General features: G+C 62.5%; 12 protein-coding genes and 1 pseudogene. 7 read left to right on the forward strand and 6 right to left on the reverse strand.

Going from position 1 to position 14,191, the window contains the following annotated elements; genetic code table 11:
• The first annotated feature begins 163 nt into the window (after positions 1–163).
• Positions 164–1,951, forward strand: a complete 1,788-nt coding sequence (locus HCZ87_RS10015; RefSeq protein ID WP_167643616.1) for a methyl-accepting chemotaxis protein — start codon at positions 164–166, stop codon at positions 1,949–1,951.
• Between the two features lie 54 nt (positions 1,952–2,005).
• On the opposite strand, the gene HCZ87_RS10020 is transcribed toward HCZ87_RS10015, so the two are convergent.
• Entirely contained in the window at positions 2,006–2,344 is a 339-nt protein-coding gene (locus tag HCZ87_RS10020) for a helix-turn-helix domain-containing protein (protein WP_217701955.1), read from the reverse strand.
• 141 nt (positions 2,345–2,485) lie between these two features.
• Here HCZ87_RS10020 and HCZ87_RS10025 point away from each other — a divergent pair, with 141 nt between their 5' ends.
• From HCZ87_RS10025 to HCZ87_RS10045, 5 genes are all read left to right on the forward strand, one after another.
• Positions 2,486–2,863: a GFA family protein gene (locus tag HCZ87_RS10025; RefSeq protein ID WP_217701956.1), complete on the forward strand. Its 378-nt coding sequence runs from the start codon at positions 2,486–2,488 to the stop codon at positions 2,861–2,863.
• Positions 2,864–3,097: 234 nt separating this feature from the next.
• Entirely contained in the window at positions 3,098–3,397 is a 300-nt protein-coding gene (locus HCZ87_RS21015) for a septum formation initiator family protein (RefSeq protein ID WP_167643619.1), read from the forward strand.
• 185 nt (positions 3,398–3,582) lie between these two features.
• Positions 3,583–4,572 (forward strand): pyruvate dehydrogenase (acetyl-transferring) E1 component subunit alpha, encoded by a 990-nt coding sequence (gene pdhA / locus HCZ87_RS10035; RefSeq protein ID WP_167643620.1) that lies wholly within the window; start codon positions 3,583–3,585, stop codon positions 4,570–4,572.
• Positions 4,573–4,600: 28 nt separating this feature from the next.
• Entirely contained in the window at positions 4,601–5,980 is a 1,380-nt protein-coding gene (locus HCZ87_RS10040; RefSeq protein ID WP_167643621.1) for a pyruvate dehydrogenase complex E1 component subunit beta, read from the forward strand.
• A 12-nt stretch (positions 5,981–5,992) separates the two neighbouring features.
• Positions 5,993–7,312, forward strand: a complete 1,320-nt coding sequence (locus HCZ87_RS10045; protein ID WP_167643622.1) for a pyruvate dehydrogenase complex dihydrolipoamide acetyltransferase — start codon at positions 5,993–5,995, stop codon at positions 7,310–7,312.
• 108 nt (positions 7,313–7,420) lie between these two features.
• Here the strand turns inward: HCZ87_RS10045 and cysE are convergent, their stop codons facing one another.
• A complete protein-coding gene (gene cysE / locus HCZ87_RS10050) occupies positions 7,421–8,227 on the reverse strand; it encodes a serine O-acetyltransferase (RefSeq protein ID WP_167643623.1) in 807 nt (268 codons plus the stop codon).
• 359 nt (positions 8,228–8,586) lie between these two features.
• Here cysE and HCZ87_RS10055 point away from each other — a divergent pair, with 359 nt between their 5' ends.
• On the forward strand, positions 8,587–8,793 hold the full coding sequence (locus HCZ87_RS10055) for a cold-shock protein (protein ID WP_167643624.1): 207 nt from the start codon (positions 8,587–8,589) through the stop codon (positions 8,791–8,793).
• Between the two features lie 77 nt (positions 8,794–8,870).
• Here HCZ87_RS10055 and HCZ87_RS10060 read toward each other — a convergent pair whose 3' ends face one another.
• The 4 genes and pseudogenes from HCZ87_RS10060 to HCZ87_RS10075 form a co-directional block, all read right to left on the reverse strand.
• The gene (locus HCZ87_RS10060) at positions 8,871–9,158 is read right to left on the reverse strand and encodes a hypothetical protein (RefSeq protein WP_167643625.1); all 288 of its coding nucleotides are present in this window, start codon (positions 9,156–9,158) and stop codon (positions 8,871–8,873) included.
• Positions 9,158–13,045 (reverse strand): glycoside hydrolase/phage tail family protein, encoded by a 3,888-nt coding sequence (locus tag HCZ87_RS10065; RefSeq protein ID WP_167643626.1) that lies wholly within the window; start codon positions 13,043–13,045, stop codon positions 9,158–9,160. Before HCZ87_RS10065 ends, HCZ87_RS10060 begins: the two co-directional genes overlap by 1 nt.
• Positions 13,046–13,071: 26 nt before the next feature.
• Positions 13,072–13,941 (reverse strand): annotated as a pseudogene (locus HCZ87_RS10070) (IS3 family transposase); the annotation flags it as partial.
• 36 nt (positions 13,942–13,977) lie between these two features.
• Positions 13,978–14,191: integrase core domain-containing protein (locus HCZ87_RS10075; RefSeq protein ID WP_167643627.1), on the reverse strand; the 214-nt coding region annotated here is incomplete at its 5' end.

Below are 14,191 nucleotides of genomic sequence, written 5' to 3' on the forward strand. Positions count from 1 at the left end.
GGCGCTGGCAATTTTGGAAAAATTGAAAGCAATTCCGAAAGGGAATGATACATATCCCCCGGGATGGGCGACGGGAAAGAACGAATTCTTTACTGATTTTGCAGTAGTCTTACGGAGACTTAATGGGGTCATGTCCCCAGAACAGACTACGTCAGGCAACGCTATGAGTAATTTCTCCATTCGTACCCAAGTCTTTATCTTTGCAGGCGCGTTTATCGCCATGCTCCTCGCGATCGAGGGGATGTCCTGGTTCACGACTGATCGGCTGACCCGTGCGATCCAGGACGCACGGCTGGTCTCCACCCAGCTCAAGAGCCTCGATGACATGAAAGAGGATATCGAGCAGGGCATTGGCGACATCTACTCCTATGCGCTTGGCAAGAAGGAGGGGCTGGCAGGGCTTCGCGGCAATATGGATGAGGTTCGCGCCGAGATTGACCTGGCCGATACCCGCTTTATCGACGTGCCCGCACATATGCAAAATCGTGAGATCTTCGACAAGATGCAGGCGCTGAAAGGCAACCTCGATGCGCTGGAGGGCGAGCTCAAATCGCTCGAAGGCGTGTCGGGCTATGACCTTTGGAACGTCACCTCTGACACGATCCAGCCGATGATCGCCGCCCTCCGGGACGAGGTCAACGGCTTGCAGGATTCCATGGGGGCCGACAAGGCCGAGGTCGATGCGCAAATCAGCACTCTGTTTCGGGTCAACCATATCATCCAGCTTGCCACCAGCATCGCCGCCGCAGTGATTTCGGTGATCGTCGCGCTGGTCTTTGGACGCCAGCTCAGCCGACCTGTTGCCGCCGCCGCCGAAAGCATTCAGGCCCTGTCAGAACAAGCCTATGACAAGGAGATCACCGGCACGGATCGCGGCGACGAGCTGGGCCGGATCGCCCGCAACCTCGAAGACCTGCGGGACCGCCTGTCCGAAGCAGATCGGGCCGAGCAAAAAGCCCGCGAAGAAAATGACATGCGTGTCGCCCTGTTTGATGTGCTGAGCACCTCCATGAGCGGGCGGAAGAATGGCGACCTGAACCAGATGATCCCGCCGCAAGACTGGCAGCAGCTCGGCAGCAGCTACACCACGCTCTGCGCCGATTTCAACGGGTTGGCAGAATCCCTGTCCGATCTGGTGATGCAGCTCACCAACAGCTCGAACGAGGTGGGCAAGAACGCCGCGGAGATGGAGCGCATGTCGGATCAAATGTCGCAACGCGCCGAAACCCAGGCCGCCACGCTGGAACAATCCGCCGCCGCGCTGGAAGAAATGTCCGCCTCGGTGCAATCCAGCGCCCAGCAGGCCCAGCAGGCCGACCGCGAGGTCGAAGAGGGCCGCCGTCGCGCCGAACAGGGCGGCGAGGTGATGGAACAGGCGCGTCAGGCCATGGCCTCGATCGCCGAGCATTCCCACCAGATCACCCAGATCATCACCTCGATCGACGATATCGCCTTCCAAACCAGCCTTCTGGCGCTCAATGCCGGGGTGGAGGCCGCCCGCGCGGGCGAAGCCGGTCGCGGCTTTGCCGTGGTCGCCTCCGAGGTGCGCGGTCTGGCGCTGAAAGCAGCGCAATCGGCCAGCGAGATCAAGAAACTGGTCGAAAGCAGCTCCAGCCAGGTGCAGGAGGGCGAACGTCTGGTACAGGCCACCGCCGAGACCCTGGCAGAGATCGTCGAAAGCGTCACCAATGTTTCCGGCATGGTCTCCGCCATCGCCTCCTCCTCCAACGAGCAGGCCGCCGGGATCAAGGAAATCAACATCGGCGTCGCCCAGCTCGACAAGGTTACCCAGCAAAACGCCGTCATGGTGCAAGAGAGCTATAACGCCAGCCAGGGCATGCGTACCCAGGCCAGCCGCCTGAGTGACCTGCTTCAGGGCTTCTCCGGCAAGAAGGAGCAGCTGGTCTACGGCGATGACCTGGGCGATTTCGACGCCCAATCCGCCGCCTAAATCTCCTGCGAGACCTTGAAAACCGGCCGGGCGCGGATGCCCTGGCCGGTTTTCTTATGTCATGAAGTCCTCTGGTGGCGTCCAAGTCTTGGGGTAATAGGCATTGGCCCAGCGACACATTTCTTTCAGAACACCATGAAGCGCCCTGCCCTGTTCCGTCAGCACGTATTCGTAGCGGCGCGGCTTGAGTTGATAGGGCGTCTTTAGGATCAGCCCGTCCGCTTCCATCTGCTTCAGGCGCACCGCAAGAACATTCGTCGTGATCCGCTCCGGCGAGTCCAGGAACTGCGCGTAGCGGGTTTTTCCATTTAGCATGTCCCTCAGGATCACAAGGGTCCACCGATCCCCAACGAGATCGAGGGTGGTCGAAATGGGGCATTCAGATCGCTGCATGATCATTCCTATTGACTTGCAATTTGCAAGTCTGTTTTCCTAGATATTACAATTCAGTGAATCAAGGAGATTCATATGTCGACGTGTCTAACAGGATCTTGTCTTTGTGGAAATGTGACCTGGCGGAGCGAGGTTGATGCCATGCTGTCCGCACATTGTCATTGTGTCGATTGCCGAAAATCCAGCGGCACCGGCCATTGCACGCATATCGTGGTTCCGATGTCCGCATTTTCGGTCCAGGGGGAGGTGAAATTTTATGATCGCCCGGCCGACAGTGGCAATATGGTACGCCGCGGCTTCTGTCCGAACTGCGGCAGCGCCCTCTATTCCACGAACGCGGCAATGCCCGAGATGGTCTTTCCACGCGCGTCCAGTCTGGACGATCCCGAACGCGTGTCACCGCAGATGGTCGTATATTCCAGCCGCGCGCCCTCCTGGGATCACATGGACCCGGCACTTCCTTCTTTTGCCGAAGCGCCGGAGGGCGGACCCGAACAGGTCATCAAGGACGCGCAATAGGGGGTCTGCGCAGGGGCTCGCCCTGGCCGCTGAGGCTGCGGTGTCGTGCGTTGTAGCCCCTCTGTCATGGGCGCCGGGCTCCCGGCCCGGGGCCGCTTTGGACCGCCAAGGAAAACTAGGCCAAAGTTAACCATTTTGGGGATTCACACTGAGAATCGCTTGTGTCATAAAAGGGGCAGACGCGGGGCAAACCGGCGCATCAAGGACCCGAGCATTTCATACAGGCAGCTCAACGTGACCCGAAAATCCACCCCCTCTCTGGGGACCCTATTGTTCTACGCCGCAGCGTTCCTTCTGAGCGCCTATTTTACCTTTGCGGCTGTCCAGGGGGATTTCGGTCTGTTTCGTCGCGTCGAGATCCAGGCCGAGGCCGAAAGCCTGGCGCTGGATCTCGACCGGTTGAACCAGGAAATCGCCGGCATGGAAAACCTCACCCGGCGCTTGTCTGATGATTATCTTGATCTGGACCTGCTGGACCAGCAGGCGCGCTCGGTTCTGGGCCTGGCGCGCGCCGATGAGATCATCATCGACTAAACCGCCTGCTCTCTCCTCGTCTGTAAATCGCCTCCCTGCCCTCCGCAGGCTGAATTTGCCCGGGTTTCAAGCGAAATCAGGCCATTTCCGGCTTTGCGCTATATTATCCCTCGCATGCACGTAGAAAATGCATTATGAGATAGTTTAGTGTTAAACTACCTAAGCTTTAGGGGGAGCCAGCCACCATGGCCGTGAGAAAAAGCGCTCAGAAATCAAATATTTCCGCCGAAGAACTGACGAAATACTACCGAGAGATGCTGTTGATCCGGCGATTCGAGGAAAAGGCCGGTCAGCTTTACGGCATGGGTCTCATTGGCGGCTTTTGTCACCTCTACATCGGACAGGAAGCGGTTGTGGTCGGGCTTGAAGCCGCCGCCGAGGAAGGCGACAAGCGCGTCACCTCTTACCGCGACCACGGTCACATGCTGGCCTGCGGCATGGACCCCGACGGGGTGATGGCCGAGCTCACCGGCCGCGAGGGCGGCTATTCCAAGGGCAAGGGCGGCTCCATGCATATGTTCTCCAAGGAGAAACATTTCTATGGCGGCCACGGCATCGTCGGCGCGCAGGTGCCGCTGGGGGCCGGTCTGGCCTTTGCCGACAAATACCTGGAAAATGGCCGGGTGACCTTCACCTATTTCGGCGATGGCGCGGCCAACCAGGGCCAGGTCTATGAGACCTACAACATGGCGCAGCTCTGGGATCTGCCGGTGGTCTTCGTGATCGAGAACAACCAATACGCCATGGGCACCTCGGTGAAACGCTCCACCAAATCTCCGGCCCTGTGGAAACGCGGCGAGGCTTATGGCATCGCGGGCGAGGAAGTGGACGGCATGAATGTGCTGGCCGTCAAGGAAGCGGGCGAGCGCGCCGTTGCGCACTGCCGCGCCGGCAAGGGCCCCTATATCCTCGAGGTGAAAACCTATCGCTATCGCGGCCACTCGATGTCGGATCCGGCGAAATACCGCACCCGCGAGGAAGTGCAGAAGATGCGCGAGGAGCGTGACCCGATCGAGCAGATCCGCGAGATGCTGCTGACCGGCAAACACGCGACCGAAGAGGATCTCAAGGCGATCGACAAGGACATCAAGGACATCGTCAATAAATCGGCGGAATTTGCCAAGACCAGCCCGGAACCGGCGCTCGATGAGCTCTGGACCGATATTTACGCCTGAGACGGACAAGGGAAGAGAGAGTTAGACTATGGCAACCGAGATTCTGATGCCCGCCCTGTCGCCGACCATGGAGGAAGGCACCCTGGCCAAATGGCTGGTGAAGGAAGGCGATACAGTGAGTTCCGGCGATATCCTCGCCGAGATTGAAACCGACAAGGCCACGATGGAATTCGAGGCCGTCGACGAAGGGATCATCGGCAAGATCCTGATTGACGAAGGCTCTGAGGGCGTGAAGGTCAACACCCCGATCGCCGTGCTGCTGGAAGAGGGCGAGAGCTATGACGCCTCCGCCGTCAGCGTGCCTGCGGCGAGCGAGGAAGCGGCCCCGGCCGGGGCACCTGCGGCGCCCGCAGCCGCTGCCGCTGCTGCCGCGCCCGAGACCGCCCCCGAGGTGGACGAAAGCCCCGATTATCCCGAAGGCACCGAGCTGGTCACCCAGACCGTGCGCGAGGCCCTGCGTGATGCGATGGCCGAAGAGATGCGCGGCGATCAGAACGTCTTTGTGATGGGCGAGGAAGTCGCCGAATACGAGGGCGCTTATAAGATCACCCAGGGCCTGCTGGATGAATTCGGCGCCAAGCGGGTGATTGATACGCCGATCACCGAGCATGGCTTTGCCGGGATCGCCACCGGCGCCGCCTTTGGCGGTCTGCGTCCGATCGTGGAGTTCATGACCTTCAACTTCGCCATGCAGGCGATCGACCACATCATCAACTCCGCCGCCAAGACGCTCTATATGTCCGGCGGTCAGATGGGGGCGCCTATGGTGTTCCGTGGCCCCAATGGCGCCGCCGCCCGTGTGGGCGCGCAACACAGCCAGGACTACGCCGCCTGGTACATGCAGATCCCAGGCCTTAAAGTGGCGATGCCCTACTCCGCCGCCGACGCCAAAGGTCTGCTGAAATCCGCCATCCGCGACAACAACCCGGTGATCTTCCTCGAGAACGAGATCCTCTATGGCAAGTCCTTCGAGGTGCCCAAGCTCGACGATTACACCGTACCGTTTGGTAAGGCCAAGATCTGGCGCAAGGGCGATGATGTCACCATCGTGTCCTTCGGCATCGGCATGACCTATGCCCTGGACGCAGCCGAGAAACTGGCCGCCGACGGCATCAACGCCGAGGTCATCGACCTGCGCACCCTGCGCCCGATGGATCTGCCAACGGTGATCAAATCGGTGATGAAGACCAACCGTCTCGTCACCGTCGAGGAAGGCTGGCCGCAGGGCTCCGTCGGCAGCTATATCGCGTCGGAAGTGATGCAGCAGGCGTTTGACTATCTCGACGCCCCCGTGATCACCTGCACCGGCAAGGACGTTCCGATGCCCTATGCCGCCAACCTGGAAAAACACGCGCTGATCACCACCGACGAGGTGATCGAAGCGGTGAAACAAGTGACCTATCGGTAAGGGAGAGCAAGAATGCCCACTGAAATTCTGATGCCCGCCCTCTCTCCCACCATGGAGGAAGGCACGCTGGCGAAATGGCTGGTCAAGGAGGGCGACACTGTCTCCTCCGGCGACCTGATTGCCGAGATCGAAACCGACAAGGCCACCATGGAATTCGAAGCCGTGGACGAAGGGATCGTCGGCAAGATCCTGATCGCCGAAGGCTCCGAAGGGGTCAAGGTCAACACCCCCATCGCAGTGCTGCTGGAAGACGGCGAAAGCGCGGATGATATCGCCACATCGGCGGCGCAACCGGAAGCGGCGCCTGCCGCTGACGCGGCTAAGGAGGCCGCCCCGGCGGCGTCCGACGCAGCCGCTGCCTCCGCCACCCCGGCTCCGGCAGCCCCCGCCGCCGCGGATGGCTCGCGCATCTTTGCCTCGCCCCTCGCGCGTCGCATCGCCGCCGACAAAGGGTTGGACCTGAGCGCCATCACCGGCTCCGGCCCGCGCGGTCGGATCATCAAGGCCGACGTGGAAAACGCCAGCGCCGCGCCCAAGGCCGAGGCCGAAGCCAAACCCGCCGCTGCCGCCCCTGCCCCGGCAGCCGCCGCCGCGCCCGCTGGGCCTTCGGCGGATCAGGTCGCGAAGATGTACGAGGGCCGCAGCTTCGAGGAAGTCAAACTCGACGGCATGCGCAAGACCATCGCCGCGCGCCTGTCCGAGGCGAAACAGACCATCCCGCATTTCTACCTGCGCCGCGACATCCAGCTGGATGCGCTGCTGAAATTCCGGGGCGAGCTGAACAAGCAACTGGAAAGCCGGGGCGTCAAGCTCTCGGTCAATGACTTCATCATCAAGGCCGTGGCCAACGCACTGCAACAGGTGCCGGATGCCAATGCGGTCTGGGCCGGCGACCGGGTGTTGAAAATGAAAGCCTCCGATGTGGCGGTGGCCGTCGCCATCGAGGGCGGCCTGTTCACGCCGGTGCTGCAAGACGCGGATATGAAATCGCTCTCCAGCCTCTCGGCAGAGATGAAGGACCTGGCCAAACGCGCCCGCGACCGCAAGCTCGCGCCGCATGAATACCAGGGCGGCGCCTTTGCGATCTCCAACCTCGGCATGTTCGGCATCGACAATTTCGACGCCATCGTGAACCCGCCGCATGCGGGCATCCTCGCCGTCGGGTCCGGTGTCAAGAAACCGGTGGTCGGCAAGGATGGCGAGCTCACCGTGGCCACGGTGATGAGCGTCACCATGTCGGTGGACCACCGCGTCATCGACGGCGCAATGGGCGCGGATCTGTTGAAGGCCATCGTCGAGAACCTGGAAAACCCGGTGGCGATGCTCGCCTGAGCCAGCAAGATCGGTTTCAAATGAACAAACGAAAAAAGGCCGGACGCAACGTCCGGCCTTTTTGTTCAATCCATTTGCTGTCTCAAGCGAGGCAGGACGACAACCGCCCTATTTCCCGCCCAGCACCTGGTTCATGCTCACCGCAGGCTGATCGCATCCCGCCTCGCCGACGATCTTGGCGGGCACGCCGGCCACGGTCTTGCAGGGCGGCACCTCTTGCAGCACCACCGAGCCCGCAGCGATACGCGAGCAATGGCCGATGCGGATATTGCCCAGCACCTTGGCCCCCGCGCCGATCAGCACGCCATCCTCGATCTTGGGGTGGCGGTCCTCTTCTTCCTTGCCGGTGCCGCCCAGGGTGACCGAATGCAGCATCGACACATTGTCGCCCACCACGGCGGTCTCGCCGATGACGATGGAATGGGCGTGGTCGATCATGATGCCCTTGCCGATCTTCGCCGCCGGATGGATATCAACGCCGAAAATCTCGGAAATCCGCATCTGGAAGAAATAGGCCAGATCCCAGTCCCCTTGGGTCCAGAGCAAATGCCCGACGCGATAGGCCTGCACCGCCTGATAGCCCTTGAAATAGAGAATCGGCTGCAACAGGCGGTGGCAGGCGGGGTCGCGATCATAGACCGCCATCAGATCGGCGCGGGCGGCGTCGATAAGCCCCGGCTCCGCCTCATAGGCGTTGTCGACGATCTCGCGCAGGATCACCATCGACATCTCGTTGGAACAGAGCTTGGCGGCGATCCGGTAGCTCAGCGCCTTGTCCAGCGTCTTGTGGTGCAGGATACAGGCGTGAATGAGCCCACCCATCAGGGGTTGCGCCTGCACGGCTTTTTCGGCTTCCTCGGTGATCCGGCCCCAGACGGGGTCGATCTGCCTGATGGCCTTATGCGTGTCCAACATCGGCTTGGTCCTTCTGGCGCGGCCTTCCGCGCAAGCTCCGGGTCATCAAACGCCAGCTCATTCCGGCATTCAGGGGTCCTAACCTAGTAATCTAAGGCAGGAATTGCCAAGCGCAAATCTGTGATCACCCCAATCAATGACAAGAATATGAAAAACATCCAAAGTTTCCTGTCGATGATCATCGTTTCGCCGGTTTGCGCGGACCAAAGATATCCCACTTGCAGGATAACCGATTTCGCGGCAAAATCTGACTCGCAACCTTATCCTATCGAAGTTCTGTTCCTACCCGACCAGCTTTCGACGTTAAGCTGCCGGATCGTCGCGTGGTGCGGGCGATACATGAAACAAGGAACTTTGAAATGGCAAATGGGACCGTCAAATGGTTCAACTCCACAAAAGGCTTCGGCTTTATCGAGGTGGAAGGTCGCTCCAGCGACGTTTTTGTTCACATCTCCGCTGTGGAGCGCTCCGGTCTGACCGGTCTGGCCGATGGCCAGGCGGTGACCTTCGAGATTCAGGCAGGCCGTGACGGCCGCGAATCCGCGACCGACCTGCAACTGGCCTGATCCGCGCATCCCGCGTCGATCTGACAGCAAGATCAGATGATTGAAACGCCCCGCAGCGCCTGGCTTGCGGGGCGTTTTTATCGTTTCATCGGCCTGTCGATGGCCCGCAGGGCGCGGCGCAGGCAGGCGGCATAGTCCGGATCACCCGGAAAGGGCTCCGGCGCCAGCGGAAAGCAGCGCGCCGCCGCATCCAGCGATCCATCCCCCCAGCGCGGATGGCAGCGCCCGGTGGCCTGCGCCTGGCGCAAGGCGCGCGCCGAGCCTTTCAGGATCTGCTGACAGAGTTCCGCACGGCGTTCCTCGGGCTGCGCCAGTAGCGCCCGTGCAAGGCTGCGCAGGTCCTCCCAGAGCACCGGCCGCCGCATCAGCCCAGCACCAGCTCCGCCGCCAGCCCGGCGCCATACCGCGCCGAGATCTGCGCCACCTGCACCAGATCCCCGGCGCTAACCCCGTCGCTGGCCTGCATGGCGCTGCTGTAGCTCCAGTTGGCGCTTGTGAGCCGCTCTTCACGCAGGACCGCGCCGCCCGAGAGCACCCGCAGGCGGTAGGCTTCGCTCTCTTCGCCCAGGGGCACCTCCTCCAGATCCCAGCTGTCGCCCTCGATCCGGGTGCGGCGGATCCAGCTCAGCGCCACATCGCCACCCACCGTACCTGTCTGGCGCAGATGCGCGGGCGCATAGGGGCGCAAACCATTGCCGTCAAAGGCCGCCGAGAGCGCCACATAGGACGGGTCATCATAGGGCCGTCGCGCCGGGCCAAAGCGATAGTCCCGGGCGCTGCGCCGCTGCGAGATCGACAGATCCAGCTGCTCCACCGCCGCATCCAGCAGCACCACATAGGACCCCATCGGCCAGCTCGGCGGCATCAGCCCGTCGCTGCCGTATTGGCCGCGCAGCCGGTCGCGGATCAGATAGCGGTTGGGCGCGATCAGCTCGGCCTCGGCGAATTGCATCACCTCCCAATTGCCCGGGCTGCCATCGCCGATCGCCAGCCGGTTGGCCCCGTTCAGCACAGCCGCCCGGCCGACGCTGTCCAGCGCGCCGCCAATCAGCTCGACCTCCAGATCCGCGCCGCGATCCCAGTACCCCACCGGCCCCGCCGCCAGCACGCTCTTGGTGATCCCCACGGTGGCGCGGGCGGGCAGGAGCTCTTGCAACGTGAACTCGGCGCCCAGATCCGCGCCATAGAGCGCCACCGCCCCGGGCCATTGCCGCGCCGAGGCGCAGACATGCGGCGCATGGGGGACCTCCTCGCCGCGCATCAATGGCAGATCGAGGAACAGCGGCAGCACCGGGGTGGGCGCGGCAAAGGCGGCGCTTTGCGGCAGCACCTCCTCGGCGCGCAGCGGCTCATAGACCACGGGCTCGATGCGCACCGCCTCCAGGATCTGGGCCTCGCCCTGCTCCACCCCGTCCACCCGATAAAGCGCGGCGCCCTCGCCCGCCTGATCCGGCAGCTCGACCACATCGCCGGCGCCGATCTGCAAGGCGCGCGACGGCGGCAGGGCCACCCGGGCGCTGTCGCGCGAAATCCGCGCCTCGGCCAGCCAGCGCTGCACCACCTGCTGCCCCTCGGCCCGCGTCAGCGCCATTGGCAGCTCGTTTTGGCTGACGCTATGGGTGGCCTCATCGGGCAGCACCGCTTCCTCGGCGACCGTGTCATGGCTGCCGCCCCACTCGATAAAGCGCAGGCGCACGCGGCCGGTCAGCTCCGCCTCCGGCACCCGGGATTGTTCCAGCTCGCCGTCCATCTCGTCGAGCACGGCAAACTCCGCCGCCTCCAGCGCCAGCGGGTTCAGCCCGTCGCGCAGGCGAAACACCAGCCGCCCGTCGCGCTCGATCGCATCAAACCCATGCCGTAGCATCAGGGGTTGCAGCGCCGCACGCGCCTCGCCCACATCATAAAGCGCATAGCCCCGCACCATGCCCCAAAGGCCACTGACGTCGATCTCCCGCACCCCGGCGCGGGCGCAGACCTCGGCCACCACAGAGGCCAGCGTGCGCTGCCCGACCCGCCCGTTGAGCCAATGCCCGCGCGCGTAATTGTCGCCATCGCTCCACAGGTCCACCCGATTGGGAAAAGCCGGAAAGGGGCGCGCGTCCCAGGCCCAGACATAGGCGTGATCCATGTCCAGCATCGACGCGCCATATTCGACCGAGACGGGATTATGCGCCGGGTCGCGCCAATAGGTCAGCTGCGCGCGCAGATATTGCAGCTGGATCAGGTCATCACGCAAGCCGTTGGAATATTTCGGCAGTTTGGATTCCGAGCTTTTCGGGTCGAGGAATTTATTGGGCTGGTTGGTGCCCTTGTCGATCGCCGCGCAGCCCAGTTCGGTGGGCGCCGCCGCCCGCACGCCACCGATGCGGTCGTGATGCGGATAGGACCACCAGCTGCGGATGTCCTTGTAGCGATAGATCCAGGGCTCGCCAAAGCCGCCATCGGTGATCGGCGTGCGGATCTGCGCCGCCGCCGCCTCGGGCGAGTGGTAATACCAGTCAAACCCCTCGCCGCCCTCGATATTGCTGGCAAGGTAGTCGAGCGTATAGATGTCGGGCCAGGTCTGCGCGTCCAGATGATCCTGCCCGTCCCGCCAATCGCTGAGCGGCATGTAATTGTCGATGCCGACAAAATCCAGCTCCTCCTCCGCCCAGAGCGGATCAAGATGAAAGATCCGATCCCCCTCCGGCGTTTGATAGCCCCAGTATTCCGACCAATCCGCCGCATAGCCGAGCTTGACCTCCGGCCCAAGCAGGCTGCGCACCTCGCCGACAAGATCGCGCAGCGCCTCCACAAAGGGAAAGCCAGTGGCTCCCCGGATCCGGGTCAGCCCGCGCAGCTCGGAGCCGACGCAGAAGGATTCCACCCCGCCCGCCGCCGCACAAAGCGCCGCGTAGTGCAGGATAAAGCGGCGAAAGCCCCAATCAGATGGGTCGCCGGTATAGCTCACCGTACCGTCGGAGATGGTGAAATCGCTGGCCTGCGCCGCGCCGAGAAAATCCGCGACCTCCGCATCCGCCAGCGCGCTGCCATCGGGGCTGCCGGGCCATCCCGGACCTTTGGAGAGCGTGATGCGCCCGCGCCAGGGCAGAACCGGCTGGCCGATCGCATCGCTATAGGGGTCGGGCAGCGTGTTGCCCGCCTGCTGCTCCATCAGGATGAACGGGTAGAACATCACCGATTTTCCGGTCTCGTTGAGGTGACGAATACCCTCGATCACCGCCGCATCCGCCGGGGTGCCCCCATAGAGCGGCGCGCCCTCCTCCAGGATCACCTGTTCGGCATCCGCGCGCGCCAGATCGCTGACCACCCAGGGCATGGAGCCATCCGCCTGGGTCTGCTCCACCTTCGGCTTGATCAGACAGTCGCCGCAGCGCAGATCATCGCCGAACCAGCAGACCACCAGAGAGACCGCCTGCGCCTGCGGCAGCTCCTCGCTCAGCGCCTGCGCCGAGGTCACAAGGTCGCTCTGCCCGGAGATCTGGTTGAGGTTCATCGCCTGATTGTCGCCCGGGCCATGCTGCAAATAGACCGGGCTGGTGGCAAGGCTGTATTCGCCGGTGCCCGGGATCAGCGCTACGCCCGGCACAATCTGCGCCAGATCCGACGCGTAGTCACCGCCGTCAGGCTGTTCGGCGCGCAGCACCTCAAAGGAGAACTGCGGCACCCGATTGCCAAAGCGTTCCAGATCGAGGTTTTCAAACACCACATAGGCGGTGCCGCGATAGGCGGGCACCTCGCCCGCGCCCTCCACCGCCTCCATCAGCGGGTCGGGCTGCTGATCCCTGCTGCCGGTGTAGAGCGTCATATTGAGGTCGGAGAGACCGATTTCCTCGCCATCAGCCCAGATCCGCGAGACGCGGCAAATCTCGCCCGCGCAGATCGCCACCGCCATCGACAGCGTGTAGCTATAGCTGGTGGTGGTGCGGCTGGGGGTGGTGCCCTTGCCGCCCTGCGAGGTGGTGCTGGCGGTCTCGACAAACTCGGTCGCCCAGATCACCTGGCCGCCCATGCGCATACGGCCAAAGACCTGCGCCATCGGCTCGCCATCGCTGGCATTGGTCAGGCGGAAGCGATCCACCTTGCCGGTGTCGACCGCGGCGCTGCCGCTGCCCAATAGCCGCTCGTCAATCGCCCGGCCAAGCGTCGCCCCCACCGCGCGGCCAATGATCGCCGTCGACAGCCCCGCAACGGAGCCACCGATCGCGCCGCCAATCGCAGAGCCTGCTGCTGCCAGAACCAGTGTCGCCATGATGTGTCTGAGGTGCCCCTAGTTTCCTAGACACCTGCCTTTTTCAGTTTGCGCTGTCTTTCTTCGAAGTCAACGGGCGACAGCATGCCGTTGTTCGTGTGCTTGCGCTTCGGGTTGTAGAACAACTCGATGTATTCAAAGACATCCCGTCGGGCTTCTTCGCGTGTGCGATATTTCCGCCGCCTGACCTTCTCGCGCTTCAAGAGTTGAAAGAAGCTTTCTGCCACCGCGTTGTCATGGCAATTCCCCCTGCGGCTCATTGAATGTTCGAGGTTGTGTTCGCGCAGGAACGCGGCCCATTCGCGGCTGGTGAATTGCGCGCCTTGATCTGAGTGGATCAACAGGCCGGGCCTGGGCTTTCGCCGCCAGATCGCCATCAGCAATGCCTGCACTGCCAGTTCTGATGTTTGGCGCGACTGGACGGCCCAACCGACGGCACGCCGCGAGAACAGATCAATGACCACGCAGAGATACGCGAAGCCTTCGTGCGTCCGCAGATAGGTGATATCCGTCACCCAAGCACGATCCGGCGCGCCGACGGCGAACTCTCGATCCAGCGTGTTGTCCACGACGACAGAGGGCTTTCCACCATAAACGCCGGGTTTCTTCTTGTAGCCGATCTGCGCCTGAATGCCTGCAAGGCGGGCCAAACGGGCAACGCGGTTATCTGACACTGCCTCGCCCATGTCGATCAGGTCGTCGTGGATTTTGCGGTAGCCATAAACCTTGCCGCTGTCGTTCCACGCCTTCATCACCAGCTTGGTCTGATGCTGATCTTCAAGCGCACGATGGCTTAACGGTTCCTTAATCCATGCATAGAAACCGCTTGGATGAACGCTCAGCATTTTGCAGAGAACGCGAACGGGGTGTTGCTGGCGATGCGCGTCTATAAATGAGCTACTCCCCATCTCTTGGACAGGATCTGGCGTAATTTAAGCTACTCGTTGCACCTGCTGATCGGGTTGGTTGATATCATTTCTCTGCCAGTAGACCAGCGCCGGTGGCTTGCCGCCGAGGGCTGAGTGCGGGCGCTGGTGGTTGTAGAAGGTCATCCATTTCCGGATGGCCGGGTAATCCCCCCGTTTCTGCGGGGACTTGGTCGTAGAATTTACGCGGCCGTTCTCAGTTTCTGGGCGGGGGTCATCC

Origin of the sequence: Phaeobacter sp. HF9A (genome assembly GCF_011806385.1) — a bacterium.
Lineage (GTDB): Bacteria > Pseudomonadota > Alphaproteobacteria > Rhodobacterales > Rhodobacteraceae > Epibacterium.